At 61.3% G+C, this 19,202-nt stretch carries 18 protein-coding genes; 11 read left to right on the top strand and 7 right to left on the bottom strand.

Annotation, left to right across the window (positions count from 1 at the left end):
* Positions 1–17: 17 nt before the first annotated feature.
* From M3N55_RS08295 to M3N55_RS08285, 3 genes are all read right to left on the bottom strand, one after another.
* Positions 18–428, bottom strand: coding sequence for a DUF1284 domain-containing protein (locus M3N55_RS08295; RefSeq protein WP_249058061.1), 411 nt, complete (start codon positions 426–428; stop codon positions 18–20).
* Positions 425–1,879, bottom strand: a complete 1,455-nt coding sequence (purF, locus tag M3N55_RS08290) for an amidophosphoribosyltransferase (RefSeq protein WP_249058060.1) — start codon at positions 1,877–1,879, stop codon at positions 425–427. The genes M3N55_RS08295 and purF overlap by 4 nt, the downstream gene beginning before the upstream one ends.
* Before the next feature lie 74 nt (positions 1,880–1,953).
* Positions 1,954–2,109, bottom strand: a complete 156-nt coding sequence (locus tag M3N55_RS08285) for an RSP_7527 family protein (protein ID WP_249058059.1) — start codon at positions 2,107–2,109, stop codon at positions 1,954–1,956.
* A gap of 187 nt (positions 2,110–2,296) precedes the next feature.
* Here M3N55_RS08285 and edd point away from each other — a divergent pair, with 187 nt between their 5' ends.
* The gene (edd, locus tag M3N55_RS08280; RefSeq protein WP_249058058.1) at positions 2,297–4,102 is read left to right on the top strand and encodes a phosphogluconate dehydratase; all 1,806 of its coding nucleotides are present in this window, start codon (positions 2,297–2,299) and stop codon (positions 4,100–4,102) included.
* A 91-nt stretch (positions 4,103–4,193) separates the two neighbouring features.
* On the opposite strand, the gene M3N55_RS08275 is transcribed toward edd, so the two are convergent.
* A complete protein-coding gene (locus M3N55_RS08275; protein ID WP_249058057.1) occupies positions 4,194–4,886 on the bottom strand; it encodes a M48 family metallopeptidase in 693 nt (230 codons plus the stop codon).
* A gap of 140 nt (positions 4,887–5,026) precedes the next feature.
* Between M3N55_RS08275 and M3N55_RS08270 the strand changes: the two genes are divergently transcribed.
* From M3N55_RS08270 to lpdA, 10 genes are all read left to right on the top strand, one after another.
* Complete coding sequence (locus M3N55_RS08270; RefSeq protein WP_249058056.1) at positions 5,027–5,656, top strand: 5'-methylthioadenosine/S-adenosylhomocysteine nucleosidase; 630 nt, start codon at positions 5,027–5,029, stop codon at positions 5,654–5,656.
* 95 nt (positions 5,657–5,751) lie between these two features.
* The gene (gene mdh / locus M3N55_RS08265) at positions 5,752–6,714 is read left to right on the top strand and encodes a malate dehydrogenase (RefSeq protein WP_249058055.1); all 963 of its coding nucleotides are present in this window, start codon (positions 5,752–5,754) and stop codon (positions 6,712–6,714) included.
* A gap of 237 nt (positions 6,715–6,951) precedes the next feature.
* Positions 6,952–8,145 carry an ADP-forming succinate--CoA ligase subunit beta gene (gene sucC, locus M3N55_RS08260; RefSeq protein WP_249058054.1) on the top strand — a complete coding sequence of 398 codons (1,194 nt, stop codon included), beginning with the start codon at positions 6,952–6,954 and terminating at the stop codon, positions 8,143–8,145.
* A 5-nt stretch (positions 8,146–8,150) separates the two neighbouring features.
* Positions 8,151–9,035 carry a succinate--CoA ligase subunit alpha gene (gene sucD, locus M3N55_RS08255; protein WP_249058053.1) on the top strand — a complete coding sequence of 295 codons (885 nt, stop codon included), beginning with the start codon at positions 8,151–8,153 and terminating at the stop codon, positions 9,033–9,035.
* Positions 9,036–9,063: 28 nt separating this feature from the next.
* Entirely contained in the window at positions 9,064–9,579 is a 516-nt protein-coding gene (locus M3N55_RS08250; RefSeq protein WP_249058052.1) for a DUF805 domain-containing protein, read from the top strand.
* A 36-nt stretch (positions 9,580–9,615) separates the two neighbouring features.
* Positions 9,616–12,573, top strand: a complete 2,958-nt coding sequence (locus M3N55_RS08245) for a 2-oxoglutarate dehydrogenase E1 component (RefSeq protein WP_249058051.1) — start codon at positions 9,616–9,618, stop codon at positions 12,571–12,573.
* 7 nt (positions 12,574–12,580) lie between these two features.
* Positions 12,581–14,086 carry a 2-oxoglutarate dehydrogenase complex dihydrolipoyllysine-residue succinyltransferase gene (gene odhB / locus M3N55_RS08240; RefSeq protein ID WP_249058050.1) on the top strand — a complete coding sequence of 502 codons (1,506 nt, stop codon included), beginning with the start codon at positions 12,581–12,583 and terminating at the stop codon, positions 14,084–14,086.
* A gap of 57 nt (positions 14,087–14,143) precedes the next feature.
* Positions 14,144–15,028: a sulfotransferase family 2 domain-containing protein gene (locus M3N55_RS08235; RefSeq protein ID WP_249058049.1), complete on the top strand. Its 885-nt coding sequence runs from the start codon at positions 14,144–14,146 to the stop codon at positions 15,026–15,028.
* A complete protein-coding gene (locus tag M3N55_RS08230) occupies positions 15,025–15,420 on the top strand; it encodes an MAPEG family protein (RefSeq protein WP_249058048.1) in 396 nt (131 codons plus the stop codon). Before M3N55_RS08235 ends, M3N55_RS08230 begins: the two co-directional genes overlap by 4 nt.
* 96 nt (positions 15,421–15,516) lie before the next feature.
* Positions 15,517–16,902, top strand: a complete 1,386-nt coding sequence (gene lpdA / locus M3N55_RS08225) for a dihydrolipoyl dehydrogenase (protein WP_249058047.1) — start codon at positions 15,517–15,519, stop codon at positions 16,900–16,902.
* A 55-nt stretch (positions 16,903–16,957) separates the two neighbouring features.
* On the opposite strand, the gene M3N55_RS08220 is transcribed toward lpdA, so the two are convergent.
* The 3 genes from M3N55_RS08220 to M3N55_RS08210 form a co-directional block, all read right to left on the bottom strand.
* Positions 16,958–18,148, bottom strand: coding sequence for a UbiH/UbiF family hydroxylase (locus tag M3N55_RS08220; RefSeq protein ID WP_249058046.1), 1,191 nt, complete (start codon positions 18,146–18,148; stop codon positions 16,958–16,960).
* 71 nt (positions 18,149–18,219) lie between these two features.
* Positions 18,220–18,429 carry a hypothetical protein gene (locus tag M3N55_RS08215; protein WP_249058045.1) on the bottom strand — a complete coding sequence of 70 codons (210 nt, stop codon included), beginning with the start codon at positions 18,427–18,429 and terminating at the stop codon, positions 18,220–18,222.
* Between the two features lie 100 nt (positions 18,430–18,529).
* Complete coding sequence (locus M3N55_RS08210; protein ID WP_249058044.1) at positions 18,530–19,177, bottom strand: pyrimidine 5'-nucleotidase; 648 nt, start codon at positions 19,175–19,177, stop codon at positions 18,530–18,532.
* Positions 19,178–19,202: the final 25 nt, after the last annotated feature.

Here is a 19,202-nt window from a genome sequence, read left to right as displayed (position 1 = left end):
CTTTGGCCCGCCTTTTTTTATGCGTTGTTGATGTGCAGGCGGCTGAGGGCGGCTTCGCACAGACCCAACTCCAACCACGCACAGCCCGCGCAAAGCGTCTGCAAATCGCCGGGCGCAACATGTGCGCGAATGCGTGCTTGCGCGTCGTCCCATGTCAGGCAATCGCCATCCGCCAGCCGCAAGGCGGCAGCATGGCGCTTGTCCAAAGCTGTAATCTTGGCGGATTTCGCGCAACCCAGACCGCGTTTATGCGGGCAGGGCGCGCAAATTGCATCGGCCTGATGTGTCACGTGCAACACCACATCGCCACCATCCGGCCCGCGCAGACGGTTCACGATCTTGGCCATATTGGCGGTGAAGCTGTCGGAATAGCCCTTGCCCTGAAACCCCAGCGCGCAGAGGAAATGATGCGGCCGAAACCGGATCATTCCGCCGCGTGTTTGGGCTGAAATCCGCGTTCCAGCATGTCGTGTGGGGCGACCGGATATTCGCCCGAAAAACACGCGTCGCAATATTGCGGGCAGGCATCGTTGCGGCCCTCGGCCTCGCCCGCTGCCCGATACAAACCGTTCAGCGACACAAAGCGCAGGCTATCCACGCCGATATGGTCGCGCATCTCATCTTCGGTCATGCGCGCGGCCAGCAGGTTCTCGCGGTCAGGGGTATCGACCCCGTAGAAACACGGCCATGCGGTGGGAGGCGAGGCGATTCGAAAATGCACCTCTTTCGCACCCGCTTCCAGGATCATTTCCTTGATCTTCTGACTGGTCGTGCCGCGCACCACCGAATCATCGACCAGAATGATGCGCTTGCCGCGAATAAGCGCGCGGTTCACGTTCAGCTTCAAGCGCACTCCCATGGAGCGGATCTGCTGCGATGGCTCGATAAAGGTGCGCCCCATATACTGGTTGCGCGTAATCCCCAGCGCGAATTCGATACCCGATTCCTGACTGTAGCCAATGGCGGCAGGCGTGCCGCTATCGGGCACAGGGCAGACAAGGTCTGCATCGACCGGGGCTTCGCGTGCCAGTTCCACCCCGATACGGCGGCGGGTTTCATAAACCGACCGCCCGCCGAAAAAGCTGTCGGGGCGCGAGAAATAGACATGCTCGAACAGGCAAAACCGCGATTTCTGCGGCGCGAAGGGGCGCATGGTTTCAACGCCTTTGTCGGTGATGACCACCATTTCGCCCGGCTCGATCTCTCGGACGAAATCGGCCCCGATAATGTCGAGCGCGCAGGTTTCCGATGCCAGCACCCATCCGCCGTTCAGGCTGCCCAAGACCAACGGGCGCACGCCCAGCGGGTCACGCACGCCGATCAACTTTGTGCGCGTCATGGCAACCACCGAAAACGCGCCTTCCGCCCGGCGCAGCGCGTCCTTCATCCGTTCGGGAATGGTTTTCTGGAACGAGCGCGCCATCAGGTGAATCAGGCATTCGCTGTCGGAACTGGACTGGAAAATAGAGCCGCGTTCGATCAATTCGCGCCGGATCGCATCGGCATTCGTGATATTGCCGTTATGCGCAAGCGCCGCGCCGCCCATGGCGAATTCGCCAAAGAAGGGCTGCACGTCACGGATTTGCGTGGCACCCTTGGACCCGGCAGTTGAATACCGCACATGGCCGATCCCAATGCGCCCCGGCAGCGTTTCGATCACACCTTGTTTCGTGAAATTGTCACGAACAAGTCCGAACCTGTGGGCAGACTGAAACCCCGATTCGGCATGATGCGTGATGATCCCACCCGCTTCTTGCCCGCGATGTTGCAACGCATGCAGGCCCAAGGCCACAAAACTTGCGGCATCGTCCATCCCGATACATCCGAATACGCCGCATTCTTCGCGTAGCTTGTCATCATCGAACGGGTGGCTGAGCATGGGGGCAACTCGCGGCTGGCCTGAAGTTGCGCCCCCTCTAGCGTATTGTGATGGGGCTGTCACCTGTTTGTCGGTCAGCTTGCGGTGCGCCGCAGGGTCATCAGGTTCGCGATGCCATGAAACGCGGCCGCGAACATTTCGGCCATAAATGCCGTGCGCAAGCGGCGGGCCTCATGTTCCAGACGGGTCAGGTCGGCCATGTCGGCGGCGAAATCGGGGCGGTCTTGCATCATATGCTCCATGCAAAGGTTTACAGGTTTGACGCTTATCTAGATGCCGCGTTGCAGCATTGCATCCGACAGTTTCGCAATCCCGCTTTGCGCCAATTGCAAGGCTCACCGGTTACCATTGATTTGTTAGCGCTAACTTGCTACATCCTTATCAAACGCCGCACAGCCTTTGACCGGAGGATACGCCATGCCGCTCAACCCAACCATAGATGCCGTGACCGACCGCATCCGCGCGCGCTCCAAAGCCAGCCGCGATGCTTACCTGGAGCGCATAGCCCGCGCGGCCGAAGCGGGACCGGTGCGCGCGCATCTGTCTTGCGGCAATCAGGCCCATGCCTATGCCGCGATGGGCGATGACAAAGACGCGCTGGCGGGCGGGCGCGCGCCCAATCTGGGGATTGTGACGGCCTATAACGATATGCTCTCGGCGCATCAGCCGTTCGAGCATTACCCGGAGAAAATTCGCGCTGCCGCCCGCGCCGTGGGGGCCACCGCGCAGGTCGCAGGCGGCGTGCCCGCCATGTGTGACGGTGTGACCCAAGGTCAGCCGGGGATGGAATTGTCGCTGTTCTCGCGCGACACGATCGCCTTGGCCGCCGGTGTCGCCATGAGCCACAACTGTTTTGACGCAGCCGTTTATCTGGGCGTGTGCGACAAGATCGTGCCGGGCTTGATTATCGCGGCGGCCACCTTCGGCCATGTGCCGACGGTCTTTGTGCCGGCCGGGCCCATGGTCAGCGGCCTGCCCAATGACGAGAAAGCGCGCGTCCGCCAGCAATTCGCCAAGGGCGAGATCAGCCGCGAGGAATTGATGAAAGCCGAGATGGCCAGCTATCACGGCCCCGGCACCTGCACTTTCTACGGCACGGCCAATACCAACCAGATGTTGATGGAATTCATGGGCCTGCACCTGCCCGGTGCCAGCTTCGTCAATCCCGGCACGCCTTTGCGAGAGGCGCTGACCACGGCGTCTGCCCAACGCGCGCTGGAAATCACGGCGCTTGGCAATGACTACCGCCCCGCCGGGCAAATCCTGGATGAACGCGCCTTCGTCAATGGCATGGTCGGGCTGATGGCCACGGGCGGCTCCACCAATCTTGTGCTGCATCTGCCCGCCATGGCGCGCGCGGCTGGCATTCACCTTGCGCTCGAAGATTTCGCCGACATTTCGGCAACCGTCCCGCTGATGGCCAAGGTCTATCCCAATGGTCTGGCCGATGTGAACCATTTCCACGCCGCCGGGGGCTTGGGCTTCATGATCGGCGAATTGCTCGAGGCCGGGCTTCTGCATGATGATGTCAGCACCATCGCGGGTGACGGTCTGAGGCGTTACGCTCAGGAACCCAAGTTGAAGGATGGCGCGCTGGTCTGGGAAGATGGCGCGGGCGAAACCCTCAACGCCAAGATCCTGCGGCCCATGTCCGACCCGTTCCAGTCCACGGGTGGTCTGACGCAGCTTTCCGGCAATCTGGGGCAGGGCGTCATCAAAGTGTCGGCCGTGGACCCGTCGCGCCACATCATAGAGGCCCGGGCCCGCATTTTCCACGATCAGGTATCGGTCAAGACAGCCTTTCAAGCGGGCGAGATCACCGAAGATACGATCATCGTTGTCCGTTTTCAGGGTCCGGCGGCCAATGGCATGCCGGAATTGCACTCGCTGACGCCCATCCTGTCGGTGTTGCAAGATCGCGGGCTGAAGGTCGCGCTTGTTACCGATGGGCGCATGTCGGGTGCCAGCGGCAAAGTGCCCGCCGCGATCCATGTCGCGCCCGAAGCTGCCAAGGGCGGCCCGCTCGCCAGGCTGCGTGACGGCGACAAGCTGCTGCTCGATGCGACCACTGGCGCGCTCGACGTGCTGGAACCCGATTTCGACAGCCGCACGCCCCTGACCATCGACCTGTCCGAAAACGATTACGGCATTGGGCGCGAATTGTTCCGGGCGTTCCGGGCCACAGTGGGCGATTCCACCGAAGGGGCGGGCGTCGTCATCTGACCCATTCATCCTTGCAAAAATATCCCGGGGGAGGGGCGCGGCCGCGCACCGGGGGCAGCGCCCCCAAAAAGGCAACGGCCAGCGCCCCCCTTTAATTTTTGGGGCTCAGTTTCCAGCGGGCCTCGTTCTCCTCGATGGCGCGGATACGGTCCTCGGTGGAGGGATGGCTCATCATCCATGCGGGCATTCCGCCGCCGACCCCGGTCAGCGTGTTCAGCTTGAGGAACAGCGATTTCTGCGGTCCGGTCCCAATTCCGGCTTTGACCATCAGCGCAGACGCGTAGGCATCGGCCTCATATTCATCATTGCGGCTAAGTTTCGACGCCAGCAGCGATGTCAGCGCATTGGCAATCAGCACGCCCAGGCCCGGAAGAAAGCGGTTGAACACCGCCGCCAAGGCCATGCGAATGGCATTGGTGCCGGAAAAGTCGATCATCCGTTTGCGGGTATGGCCAAGGGCGACATGGCCCAACTCATGCGCGATGACGCTGGCCATTTCCGCCGCAGTCACCTCGCCTGCGCGATACTTGTTGTAAAAACCGCGCGTGATGAAGATGCGCCCATCGGGCGCGGCCAGCCCGTTCACCGGCTCTATCTCGTAAATATGCACCTTGATTGCAGGCACGCCGACCGCTCCCGCGAAGTGATCCGTCAGCGTTTTCAGCTTCGGGTCGGCCAATTCGGTCGAATGCGCGTCCAGCTCGCGCTTGGTGCGCCAGCTAGAGAAAAGATACATCACCAGCGCGTAGCCGATGGCCAGAAGAATGGGTGAGAGTTTCAACATGTCCCAGATATGGGGCGTTGCGGCCTCTCTGGCAATGCGGTTTCAACGCCGCAGGCGCGCCAGTTTGCCTTGTTTGCGCAATTGGTGTTAGCTGGCCGCACAAGGGTCGCGCGGCGACCATGTCAGAACAGGGGCGACGCATGCGGATCGAAAGCTGGGGCGGTGCGCGTATTCTTTTCCAGATGGCGGCTGCACCGGAATACGGGCCGCATCTGCAAGCCCGCATCCAGCCGCTTATCACCGGCATCGGCCCGATAGAGGCGGCGGTGGTCATGGCCGCGACCCTTGAAGGGCTGGCCCGTGACGGGGGCCTGCCTGATCTGGTGGTCAGCCTTGGGTCTGCCGGCGCGGCGCGTCTGGAGCATTGCGCGGTGTATCAGGCCAGCCACGTGGCCTATCGCGACATGGATGCCTCTGCGCTGGGGTTCGAAAAAGGGGCCACCCCGCTGCTGGACCTGCCCGCAATTCAGCCGCTTGCGCCTCTGGTGCCGGGTCTGGCCTTGGCCAGCCTGTCGACCGGGGCAAATGTCGTGACGGGTGCGGGATATGACACGATCGCGCAGGATATGGTCGATATGGAAAGTTTCGCCGTGCTGCGCGCGTGCCAACGCCACGGTCTGCCCCTGATCGCGCTGCGCGGCATATCCGACGGTGCGACCCCACTGGAAGGGCTGCATAGCTGGACCGAATACCTGCATATCGTTGATGAAAATCTGGCACTTGCGCTGGATCATCTGCGCGCGGCACTGGAACAGGGCTTGCCGCTCTAGCCGCCTGTTTGCGCGACCACAGGGCCGCACCCTTGCGCAGCCCCGCAAACCGGACTACGCAAGTGCCATCTTTTTGACAGAGCCGGAGACACATCATGGCCAGACCCAAAATTGCACTTATCGGTGCCGGACAGATTGGCGGGACGCTCGCGCATCTCGTCGCCCTCAAGGAACTGGGCGATGTCGTCCTGTTCGACATTGCAGATGGCACCCCGCAGGGCAAGGCGCTGGACATTGCCGAATCCGGCCCGTCCGAAGGGTTCGATGCGGCGCTGAAGGGCACCACCGATTACGCCGATATCGCGGGCGCCGATGTCTGCATCGTGACCGCCGGCGTGCCGCGCAAACCGGGGATGAGCCGCGACGACCTGCTGGGCATTAACCTGAAGGTCATGAAATCCGTGGGCGAGGGGATTGCCGCCAATGCGCCCGACGCGTTCGTGATCTGCATCACCAACCCGCTGGACGCGATGGTCTGGGCGCTGCGCGAGTTTTCCGGCCTGCCGCATAACAAGGTTGTCGGCATGGCAGGCGTTCTGGATTCGGCGCGCTTCCGTCACTTCCTGAGCGTGGAATTCAACGTCTCCATGCGCGATGTGACCGCTTTCGTGCTGGGCGGCCATGGCGACACGATGGTGCCCCTGACCCGCTATTCCACCGTGGCCGGCATTCCGCTGCCCGATCTGGTCAGCATGGGCTGGACCACCCAGGACAAGCTGGATGCCATCGTGCAGCGCACCCGCGATGGTGGCGCCGAAATCGTTGGTCTGCTGAAAACCGGGTCGGCCTTTTACGCGCCTGCGACCAGTGCCATTGAAATGGCCGAAGCCTACCTGAAAGATCAGCGCCGCCTGCTGCCCTGTGCCGCCTATTGCGACGGCGAATTCGGGCTGAAGGGCATGTATGTCGGCGTTCCCACCATCATCGGCGCGAATGGCATCGAGAAGGTCATCGACATCAAGCTGGCCAAAGATGAACAGGCGATGTTCGACAAATCCGTTGATGCGGTCAAAGGGCTGGTTGAGGCCTGCAAGGGGATCGACCCGACGCTGGCGTAACCCGGCACACCCCATGATCCCGAGAAAGGGCCGCCCGAGTCGCGGCCCTTTTTCCGTTTTGCCGCGCATAAGGCTGTGGTAGCGCAACCGTTTGCTATTTGTGATCACAGTTTTCAATCAAGTGATCACAAAATTCCGATTTCGCGCAGGTTGCGAGATTTTGACGCAGTTTGTCATTGTTTTTTGTCATGATTCTGCCATGCACGGCGCAACTGAAAGCCGAAATGGGACAGTGTCATGAATATTCACGAATACCAGGCCAAGGGGCTGCTGCGCTCTTACGGGGTGCCGGTGTCGGATGGTCGCGTTGTGCTGCGCGCCGAAGAAGCGAAAACCGCTGCGGGCGAATTGGACGGCCCGCTTTGGGTGGTCAAGGCGCAGATCCATGCAGGCGGTCGCGGCAAAGGCAGCTTCAAAGAAGCGTCGGCTGGCGAAAAAGGCGGTGTGCGTCTGGCCAAGTCGGTAGGCGAGGCGGAAGAAATGGCCAAGCAGATGCTGGGCCGCACGCTGGTCACGCATCAGACCGGCCCCGCAGGCAAGCAGGTTGGCCGTATTTACATCGAAGACGGCTCTGACATCGAGCGCGAATTGTATCTGGCGCTGTTGGTCGACCGTGTCAGCAGCCGCATCAGCTTTGTCGTGTCCACCGAAGGCGGCATGGACATTGAAGAAGTGGCGGCCAACACGCCCGAAAAAATCCTGTCTTTCTCGGTCGATCCGGCCACGGGCATTCAGGGCTTCCACGGCCGCCGTGTGGCCTTTGCGCTTGGGCTGCAAGGCAAGCAGATCAAGCAATGCGTCGATCTGGTCGGCAAGCTTTACAAGCTGTTCGTCGAGCGTGACGCCGAGATGATCGAAATCAACCCGCTGATCGTCAGCGACTCGGGCGATCTGAAATGCCTCGACGCGAAGATGGGCTTCGATTCCAACGCGCTTTACCGCCAGTCCGACATTCTGGCCCTGCGCGATGAGACGGAAGAAGACCCCAAGGAACTGCAGGCCAGCAAATACGACCTGAACTATATCGCGCTCGATGGCGAGATTGGCTGCATGGTCAATGGCGCAGGTCTGGCCATGGCGACAATGGACATCATCAAGCTGTATGGTGCCGAACCCGCCAACTTCCTGGACGTGGGCGGTGGTGCAACGACAGAGAAGGTGACGGAAGCCTTCAAGATCATCACATCCGATCCGAACGTCAAAGGCATTCTGGTCAACATCTTCGGCGGCATCATGCGCTGCGACATCATCGCCGAGGGCGTCATCGCCGCGGTCAAAGAAGTCGGCCTGCAAGTGCCGCTGGTGGTGCGCCTTGAAGGCACGAATGTGGAACAAGGCAAGGAAATCATTGCGAATTCCGGGCTGAACGTGATCGCGGCGGACGACCTGAAAGATGGCGCGCAGAAGATCGTCAAAGCGGTGAAGGGGTAAGACTAATGGCTGTTCTCGTAGATAAAAACACCAAGGTCATCTGTCAGGGCTTCACTGGCTCGCAGGGCACCTTCCACTCTGAACAAGCTATCGCTTATGGCACGCAAATGGTCGGCGGCGTCACGCCCGGCAAAGGTGGCCAGACCCATCTGGACCTGCCGGTGTTCGACAGCGTGCATGAAGCAAAGGCCAAGACAGAAGCCAACGCGTCGGTCATCTATGTGCCGCCGCCCTTCGCGGCTGATTCCATTCTGGAAGCGATTGACGCCGAGATGGAACTGATCGTCTGCATCACCGAAGGCATCCCGGTGCTGGATATGATGCGCGTGAAGCGCGCGCTGGAAGGCAGCCGGTCCAAGCTGATTGGCCCGAACTGCCCCGGTGTCATCACGCCAGACGCTTGCAAAATCGGTATTATGCCCGGCCATATCCACCGTCGCGGGTCCGTCGGCGTTGTGTCGCGCTCTGGCACGCTGACCTATGAGGCCGTGAAGCAGACCACTGATGTGGGCCTTGGGCAGTCGACCTGCGTGGGCATTGGCGGCGACCCCATCAAGGGGACCGAGCATATTGACGTTTTGGAATGGTTTTTGGCCGATGATGAGACGCATTCGATCATCATGATCGGGGAAATCGGGGGGAGTGCCGAAGAAGAAGCCGCGCAATTCCTGAAAGATGAAGCCAAGCGCGGGCGCAAGAAGCCCGTTGCCGGGTTCATTGCCGGGCGCACAGCGCCTCCCGGTCGTCGCATGGGCCATGCCGGCGCAATCGTGGCTGGCGGCAAAGGCGGCGCAGAGGATAAGATCGAAGCGATGAAAAGTGCGGGCATTGTCGTGGCGGAAAGCCCCGCCGGTTTGGGCGAGGCGGTTCTGGCAGCTATCGGCAAATAGCCGCGCGCCCGCCCAAGGAGTAACGGGAATGACCTTCAGTAACGCCATTATCAGCGGGTTTCGCAACGCCTTTACCTTTAAGGGCCGCGCGCGCAGGCCGGAATACTGGTGGTTTTTCCTGTTCGTTTTCGGCGGTGCTTTTCTGCTTGGGCTGTTGGAAATGGCGATCTTTGGATCGGGGCGCGGCGCGTTGGTCGCGCTTTTCCAGCTTGCCGTTTTCATCCCGTTCCTTGCGGTTGGCTGGCGGCGATTGCAGGATACGGGCCGCCCCGGTTGGTGGTTGCTGATCCCGTCGGGAATTGTCGTTGTCAGCACGCTGATGAGCGGCAGCCTGACCCGCGCCATGTTCGCCGGTGGCATTGGCGGCATCGGTCAAAGCGGCGGCGTGTTCAGCGGAAGCAATGTCGCGGTCGATGTCTCTATCACGACTTTTGTGGCGCTTGGCGTGGCGCAGCTTTGCGCGGGCATGGTGATTGTGTGGTGGATGTCGCGGCCCAGCCAGCGCGGCGCCAATGCTTACGGCCCGGAACCGCGCGTCCGGTAACGCGCAGGCACTCTTCTCGACCTTACAGGTGATGAAATGAACGATCACAGCCCGAATAACGGCATGACCAGCGAGAGCTTTCTGGCCGGTCACAACGCCGACTATGTCGAAGCCTTGCAGGCGCGCCACGCGACAGACCCCGCGTCGGTCGATGATGTCTGGCAGGCCTATTTCCAGTCACTGAACGAGTCTGCGCAAGACGCGCAGGCCGCGGCGAATGGCCCAAGCTGGGCGCGCGGCGACTGGCCGCCCATGCCCGCGGATGAGCTGACCTCTGCCCTGACCGGCGAATGGCCGGCCCCGCCCGAGCAGAAGGACGCCGCCAAGAAGATCACCGGGAAAGCCGCAGAAAAAGGCATCAGCCTGTCGGATGCGCAGGTGCGCGCGGCCGTGCTGGATTCGGTGCGCGCGTTGATGATTATCCGGGCCTACCGTATCCGGGGCCACTTGGTGGCAGAGCTGGACCCGCTGGAGATGCGCAAGGAAGAACCGCATCCCGAACTGGACCCGCGCAGCTATGGTTTTACCGATGCGGATATGGACCGCCCCATCTTCCTCGACAATGTCCTGGGGATGGAGGTTGCAAGCCTGAACCAGATCCTCGACATTCTGAAACGCACCTATTGCGGTACTTTCGCGCTGCAATTCATGCATATTTCCGACCCCGAACAGGTTGGCTGGCTGAAAGAACGGATCGAAGGGCTTGGAAAGGAAATTGCCTTTACCAAGCAAGGTCGCCGCGCGATTCTGAACAAGCTGGTCGAGGCCGAGGGCTTTGAGAAATTCCTGCATGTCAAATACATGGGCACCAAGCGTTTTGGTCTGGACGGGGCCGAAGCGACGATCCCGGCGATGGAGCAGATCATCAAACGCGGCGGTGCGCTTGGGGTGAAGGAAATCGCCATCGGGATGCCGCATCGGGGCCGTTTGAACATTCTGGCCAACGTGATGGGCAAACCCTACCGCGCCATTTTCAACGAATTTCAGGGCGGCAGCTTCAAGCCCGAAGATGTCGATGGCTCTGGCGATGTGAAATACCATCTTGGCGCGTCTTCGGACCGTGAGTTCGACGGCAACGCCGTGCACCTGTCGCTGACCGCCAACCCCTCGCATCTGGAGGCGGTGAACCCCGTTGTCTTGGGCAAGGTCCGCGCCAAGCAAGATCAGGTCAACGACACCGAACGCCGTTCGGTGCTGGGTATTTTGCTGCATGGTGACGCGGCGTTTGCCGGTCAGGGTGTGGTAGCCGAAGGCTTTGGCCTGTCCGGCCTGCGCGGTCATCGCACCGGCGGCACCATTCATATCGTGGTCAACAACCAGATCGGGTTTACCACCGCGCCCAGCTTCAGCCGGTCCTCGCCCTATCCGACCGACATTGCACTGATGGTCGAAGCGCCGATCTTCCATGTCAACGGCGACGACCCGGAAGCGGTCGTCCACGCCGCCAAGGTCGCCACCGAATACCGCCAGAAATTCCTGAAAGATGTGGTCATTGATATCATCTGTTATCGCCGCTTCGGCCATAACGAAGGTGATGAACCGATGTTCACCAACCCGTCGATGTATACACGCATCAAGAAGCACAAATCGACGCTTCAGCTTTATACGGAACGGTTGGTGCAGGATGGTCTGATCCCCGAGGGTGAAATCGAGGACATGAAGGCCGCCTTTCAGGCGTTCCTGAATGACGAGTTCGAGACTGGCAAAACCTACAAGCCCAACAAGGCCGACTGGCTGGATGGGCGCTGGTCTCACATGAACCGCAAGGGTGAAGAATACCAGCGCGGCCAGACCTCTATCGCGCCCGAGACGATGGTCCAAATCGGCACTGCGCTGACCACGATTCCCGAGGGTTTCAATATTCACAAGACTGTCGCGCGGCAATTGGACGCCAAGAAAGAAATGTTTTACAGCGGCAAGGGGTTCGATTGGGCCACCGCCGAGGCGCTTGCTTTCGGCAGCCTTGCCGTTGAGGGCTACCCCGTGCGCCTGTCAGGTCAGGACAGCACGCGCGGCACGTTCAGCCAGCGCCATTCCGCCTTTGTCGACCAGCAAACCGAGGACCGCCATTACCCCTTGAACCACATCAAGGAAGGTCAGGCGCGGTATGAGGTCATCGATTCCATGCTGTCGGAATACGCGGTGCTGGGGTTCGAGTATGGCTATTCCTTGGCCGAACCGAACGCTTTGGTGCTGTGGGAAGCGCAATTTGGCGATTTCGCCAATGGCGCGCAGATCATGTTCGACCAGTTCATTTCGTCGGGCGAAAGCAAATGGTTGCGCATGTCGGGGCTGGTTATGCTGCTGCCGCATGGATTTGAAGGGCAGGGGCCGGAACATTCCTCGGCCCGATTGGAACGGTTCTTGCAACAATGCGCGCAGGATAACTGGATTGTCGCCAATTGCTCGACCCCGGCGAACTACTTTCACATCTTGCGCCGGCAGTTGCACCGCACCTTCCGCAAACCATTGGTGCTTATGACGCCAAAGTCGCTCTTGCGCCACAAGATGTGCATCTCAGAGGCCAGCGATTTCACTGACGGGTCCAGCTTCCACCGGGTGCTGTGGGATGACGCCGAACGCGGCAACAGCGATCTGAAACTGAAAGCGGATGACAATATCCGCCGCGTCGTCATCTCTTCGGGCAAGGTCTATTTCGACCTGCTGGAAGAACGCGATGCGCGCGGGGCGGATGATGTCTACTTGCTGCGCTTGGAACAGTTCTACCCCTTCCCGGCCATGTCGCTGCTGAAGGAACTGGAACGCTTCCCGAATGCCGATGTGGTCTGGTGCCAGGAAGAACCCAAGAACCAAGGCGCGTGGTCGTTCATCGAACCGAACCTTGAATGGGTTCTGGGCCGTCTGAAAGGCAAGACCAAACGTCCAAGCTATGTCGGTCGCGTGGCTTCTGCCTCTCCGGCAACGGGGCTGGCCAGCCAACACAAAGCACAACAGCATGCGCTCGTGAACGAAGCGCTGACAATCGAGGGATAACAAAACTATGTCCACCGAAGTTCGAGTGCCCACTCTGGGCGAAAGCGTAACCGAGGCGACCGTCGCCACATGGTTCAAGAAGCCCGGCGACCCGGTTGCAGCCGATGAAATGCTGTGCGAGCTGGAAACCGACAAGGTGACGGTCGAAGTGCCCAGCCCCGTCGCGGGCACAATGGGAGAGATCGTCGCACAAGAAGGTGAGACTGTCGGTGTCGACGCGCTATTGGCGATGATCGGTGCGGGCGAGGCGGCGGCCCCGGCCCCTAAGTCGGAACCAAAAGCCGAAGCCTCCAAGGTAGAGGCTGTGGACGTGATGGTGCCTGCATTGGGCGAAAGCGTGTCAGAAGCCACGGTTGCAAGCTGGTTCAAGAAACCGGGCGACGCGGTCGCAGTCGATGAGATGCTCTGTGAGCTGGAAACCGACAAAGTGTCGGTCGAAGTGCCCAGCCCCGCGGCCGGCGTATTGGGTGAAATCCTTGCTGCCGAAGGTGCGACCGTGCAGGCTGGCGGAAAATTGGCGGTGATCTCGGGTGAGGCTGGGGCGCAAGCCCCCGTGGTGCCCGATGCGGCCCCGGCAATGGGCGGCACGGGCGGCGCAAGCCGCGATGTGGAAGATGCGCCATCGGCCAAGAAGCTGATGGCCGAAAAAGGGCTGTCGCGCGATCAGGTTGCTGGCTCTGGCCGCGACGGTCGCATCATGAAGGAAGATGTGCAGAAGGCAGGGTCGGCCCCGGCGCCGCAGGCTACGCCCGCGCCGACCGCGCCCGCCCAACCTGCCCAAACCCCGCGCGCCCCCAGCACCGCCGATGACGCCGCCCGCGAAGAGCGTGTGCGCATGACCAAGCTGCGCCAGACCATCGCGCGCCGCCTGAAAGAAGCGCAGAACACCGCCGCCATGCTGACCACCTATAACGAGGCGGATATGGGCGGCATCATGGAGCTGCGCAACGAGTACAAGGACGCGTTTGAAAAGAAGCACGGCGTGAAGATGGGGTTCATGTCCTTCTTCGTGAAAGCCTGCTGTCATGCCCTGAATGAAGTGCCCGAGGTGAATGCCGAGATTGACGGCACGGACGTGGTCTACAAGAATTACGTTCATATGGGTGTCGCGGTGGGCACGCCGAACGGGTTGGTGGTGCCGGTGCTGCGTGACGCCCACAAGATGGGCTTTGCCGAGATCGAAAAGACCATCGCCGCCATGGGGCGCCGCGCCCGCGACGGCAAGCTCTCGATGGCCGATATGCAGGGCGGCAGCTTTACCATCTCGAATGGTGGCGTCTATGGCTCGCTCATGTCCTCGCCCATTCTGAACCCGCCGCAATCGGGTATTTTGGGCATGCACAAGATCCAGGAACGCCCCATGGTCGTCAAAGGCCAGATCGTTGCGCGCCCGATGATGTATCTGGCGCTCAGCTACGATCACCGGATCGTGGACGGCAAAGGCGCCGTGACCTTCCTTGTGCGGGTGAAAGAGGCGCTGGAAGACCCGCGCCGCCTGTTGATGGACCTGTAAGCAAGCGTAGCGCGCGTTGCTTGGCAGCGCGCGCAACCCGGCCAGCAAGGGCTGTTTATGACCTCCTCCTCGCAAACCAAGCCATTGAACGACGTTTTCGCGGCGCCCTTGCGTGACCATGCCGCGCAGCGCGCCGCGACCGATCCCGCGTTCCGGTCGCTGCCCGATGCGTTTGCCAACCGCAACAGGTTGCACCAGTATTTCCTCTATACCTTCGTGCCGCGCAATCTGGCCTGGGCGTTCAAGCCCAATAACAAGGCCGGCTCCAGTTCGGTGCTGGCATTTCTGTTCGCGCTGGAATTTGGTCAACCGCTGAGCGCCGAGATCGCCAATCCGTTCGAGCAAGACACGATCACCCACCGGCTGGCAGAGGCGCGGCTTCTGGCACGCCTGCCCGAACATCCTGATGTGTCTGATGCGCAGGCCGCCTTGGGGCAATGCCTGCGTTTCACAACGGTGCGCCACCCGGCCAGCCGCGCGCTATCGGGGTATTTCTATATCTGCCGCGCGCAGCAAGCCGGGTCCGAAGCTTTCGCCCGTCATCGCCTGCGCATGACCGCGCTTGTGGGCTTTGACTGGGCGCGCCACATTGGCACGCCCGACGGGTTTGTGCGGTTCCTTGATTGGGTCGCCGCCGAAGACGCGCTTGGCGGTTGGATGGCCGATGCTCATTTCCGCCCGCAAACCACCAATATCCGCCCAGAAATCCTGCGCCCGGACATCATCGGTCGCACCGAAGACTTTGGCAGCTTTTATGCAGAGGTTTGCGCGCGGCTGGGTCGCGAACTGCCCCATAGCGCAATGCAGCCGCGGAACCGGCAGCCTAAAACCGACCCGACCCCGTTTTTCACCCCGGAGGCGCGCGCCCGCATCGCGTCCATCTTCGCGGCCGATTTCGCGGCTTTCGGTTACGAACCCGACCGGATAGAGGGGGTTGCATGAGCTTAGAGTTGATCTGCCTCGCCAGCGCTGGCCTGCTTTGGGCCGCGCAACTGGCGCATGTCGCGTTGAGGGCCAATCTGGAAATCGGGTCGCGCTATTTTATCTCGCCACGCGACACCGATCCACCGCAGCCGCTTTCACCGGGCACTGCGCGGCTACAGCGCGCCTATCAAAACCATCAAGAGGCGCTGCTACTCTTTGCCGTGGCCGTGACCACTGTCACACTCGCAGGCAAGGAAAGCCTGCTTACCGGCGCGCTCGCGCTTGCCTATCTGGGCGCACGCTTCCTCTTTGTGCCAGCCTATCTGTTTGGCTGGCAACCTTGGCGTTCGGTCTTCTTCGGAATCGGATATCTTTGCTCTATCCTGCTCCTTGTGATTGCGCTTCTCTAGTGTTTCATCCTTGCCCAAATATCCTCGGGGGGTGAGGGCCGACAGGCCCGAGGGGGGCGAAGCGCCCCCTGACCCCGGCAACAAAAAGGAAATCTCATGTCCTACGATCTCATCGTCATCGGTTCCGGCCCCGGCGGCTATGTCTGTGCCATCCGCGCGGCCCAGCTTGGCCTGAAGGTGGCCTGCGTCGAAGGGCGCGAGACCTTGGGCGGCACCTGCCTGAACGTTGGCTGCATCCCGTCGAAGGCGCTGCTGCACGCCACGCATCAGTTGCACGAAGCAGCCCATAATTTTGACGCGATGGGCCTGACCGGGGCGAAGCCCAAGGTCGACTGGAAAAAGATGCTGTCTTACAAGGCCGATACGATCGGTCAGAACACCAAGGGCATCGAGTTTCTGTTCAAAAAGAACAAGGTCGACTGGTTGAAAGGCTGGGCCAGCATCCCCGCGCCCGGTCAGGTGAAAGTGGGCGACACGGTGCATGAGGCCAAAAAGATCGTCATCGCCTCCGGGTCGGAAAGCAGCCCGCTGCCGGGCGTAGAGGTGGATGAAAAGGTGATTGTCACCTCGACCGGCGCGCTGGAACTTGGCAAGATTCCGAAAAAGCTGGTCGTGATCGGCGCAGGTGTGATCGGGCTGGAAATGGGCTCTGTCTATGCGCGTCTGGGGGCAGAGGTGACGGTGGTCGAATACCTTGACCGCATCATCCCCGGCAATGATGCAGAGGTGGCCAAGACCTTCCAGAAGCTACTGACCAAGCAGGGCCTGAAGTTTGTTCTGGGTGCGGCGGTGCAGGGGGCCACGGCGACCAAGACCAAGGCCACCGTCACCTACAAGCTGCGCAAGGATGATAGCGAACACACGCTCGATGCCGACACGGTGCTGCTGGCCACGGGGCGCCGCCCCTATACCGATGGTCTTGGGCTGGAGGCGTTGGGGGTCGAGATCACCAAGCGCGGCCAGATCGCCACCGACAGCCATTACAAGACCAGCGTTGACGGCATCTACGCGATTGGCGACGCGATCGACGGCCCAATGCTCGCGCATAAAGCCGAGGATGAAGGCATGGCCGTGGCCGAAGTGCTGGCGGGGCAGGCGGGCCATGTCAATTACGGCGTTATTCCCGGCGTGATCTACACCTGGCCAGAGGTCGCGTCCGTGGGTGAAACCGAAGAGACGCTCAAGGATCAAGGCCGCGCCTACAAGGTTGGCAAGTTCAGCTTTATGGGCAATGGCCGCGCGAAGGCGAATTTCGCGGCGGACGGGTTTGTTAAAATCCTTGCCGATAAGGACAGCGACCGCATCCTTGGCGCGCATATCATCGGGCCTTATGCGGGCGACCTGATCCATGAAATTTGCGTGGCTATGGAATTTGGCGCCGCTGCCGAAGACTTGGCGCGCACCTGCCATGCGCACCCGACCTATTCCGAAGCGGTGCGCGAAGCGGCGTTGGCCTGCGGCGACGGTGCGATCCACGCCTGAGGCCGGTTGGTCGCAGAAAAAGCCGCGCGACAGGCTCGCGCGGCTTTTTGCGTGCTTAACGCACGCCGATTCCCAGTTGCATCAGCGTCCGGCGCATCGGAGCTGCTGAATACATCGCGTTCAGTGCTGCGGCGCGGGCGTCGCGCAAGGGGCGTGCGTCCAGCATCGACGCGCGGTTCAGCATCCCCACGCCCGTCACCCGCAGCGCGACATCGGGCATACGTTGCCGTGTATAGGCCGCAAGCGGTGCGGCTTCGCCCAGATTGTCCGGCGTCATCAACCGGGTCAGCGCCGTCAGATCGGCCATAGACATATTCAGCCCTTGCGCCCCGATGGGCGGGACGACATGCGCGGCTTCGGCCATCAGCGCCGTGCGCTGCCCGTGAAACCGCTCTGCAATCTGGCTGATGATCGGCCAGACTGTGCGGCGCGAGGCCAGCGTTAACCGCCCGAACAGCCCGCATGACCGGCGGTTCATCTCACGTTCGAACTCGGGCACGGGCAGGGCGGCCAGGCGCGCGGCCTCGACCCCGGTTTCCATCCAGACAATGGCGGAACAGGGTTTTCCGTCACGGTCGGGCAGCGGCACGAAGGTGAACGGGCCACCAGAGCGGTGAATCTCTGTCGAGACATTCTCATGCGGAACCGGATGTGTGACGGCGAAGGCCAGCGCCTTTTGCCCAAAGCGCGTGGTGCGCACCCCGATACCCAGCGCCTGCCGCATCGGTGAATTGCGGCCATCAGCGGCGACCAGCAGCCGCGCCTCGACCGAGGTGCCATCGCTCAGTCCCACGATGGCAGCACTTTCACGCGTTGTCAGGCGGCGCGTGCCAATACCGGGTCGAAAGGTGACATTGGGCAGCTCTTCCAGCCGCGCGACGCATTCGCGGCGCAGCAGCCAGTTAGGCAGGTTCCATCCGAAAGGTTGCTCTGAAATATCGGCGGCGTCAAAGTCATGGCTGACACGCGGTTCGGGCTGGTCGCCACCCGCATCGACAATGCGCATCACCTGCAAGGGGGTGGCGTGAGCTTTGTAACGTTCCCAAAGGCCCGCAAGTTCCAAAACCGCGACCGAGGGTTGCAAAAACGCTGTGGTGCGCAGATCCGATGTCGGGTCTGCTTCGGCCATCACCGGGGGCGTCGGGTCCACGCATAGAACGCTGTAGCCCTGCGATCCGAAGACAGCCGCCGCACTTAGCCCCGCAATTCCGCCACCCGATACGACAATATCAAAACGCGCCCGCATCTGCTCTCTCCTTCTACGTGGAGCACAGCATAATACGCGCGCGTCAAAGGGCAATGCGGCAGCTTGCCCTGTTACATGCCTTCGGTGACAATCCGCAGCAGGATAAGGACCATCCCAAGAGCAGCCGGCACCATGACCGCGACCAGCCCGACCAGACCAAAGATTGCTGCCGACCCGCCCAAGACGGTCAGGAACACCGCGATGGCGACCCAGATCGCGACAGTCGAATTCGGGTCCTTGGCGGTGGCGTTGGTATTTCCGGCGTCGAGGGTCATGGTCATTGGGTGGTTCCTCCAAAAGATTTGAAGTGGAAATACGTTTTCGCACGCGGCAGCGCAGCATGGCAGATTGTCGCGCGGCACAATCGCGCAGGTGTCCGGCCTAGCGTGTCAGCGCAGCCAGAAACCCTGTCAAATCGGGGGTGTGATGGTGGATGTGGATGGCATCTTCCGGGTCTGGCGCAACATGCACGGTGCGCAAGCCCATGGCATGTGGTGCCGCCAGATTGCGGGGATCATCCTCGAACATAGCTGCGGCCTTCGGGTCCAGCCCATCCAATGCAAAGACCGTTGCAAAGGCATCGGCTTCGGGCTTTGGCCGATAACCGGCATGTTCCACGCCATAAAGCGCACCAAACAGACCATCCAGCCCGCGCGCTTCCAGCACACGCTGAGCATAGGGTGCCGACCCGTTGGTGTAGACAATTTTGCGCCCCGGCAGCGCCGCGATCCGGGCGCGCAAATCCGCATCCGGCGAGAGCACCGAAAAGTCGATATCATGCACCGCGATCATATAAGGTTCGGGGTCCATGTCATGCTCGCGCATCAGCCCGGCCAGCGTGGTGCCGTAGCGTTGCCAGTAATCATGGCGCATCCGGTCCGCCGCCGCGCGCTCCAGCCCCAGCGCGTCCATGATATAGGCCGTCATGCGCCTGTCGATCTGGTCGAACACCCCCATATGCGAGGGGTAGAGAGTGTTGTCGAGGTCGAAGACCCAAGTGCGGACATGGCTGAAAAAAGCGGCTGGCATGGGACGTAGCATAGCCGCGCGGCGC

Source organism: Roseinatronobacter domitianus, from assembly GCF_023336755.1.
In the GTDB taxonomy this organism is placed as follows: domain Bacteria; phylum Pseudomonadota; class Alphaproteobacteria; order Rhodobacterales; family Rhodobacteraceae; genus Roseinatronobacter; species Roseinatronobacter domitianus.
This window is presented reverse-complemented; position numbering and strand designations above follow the sequence as displayed.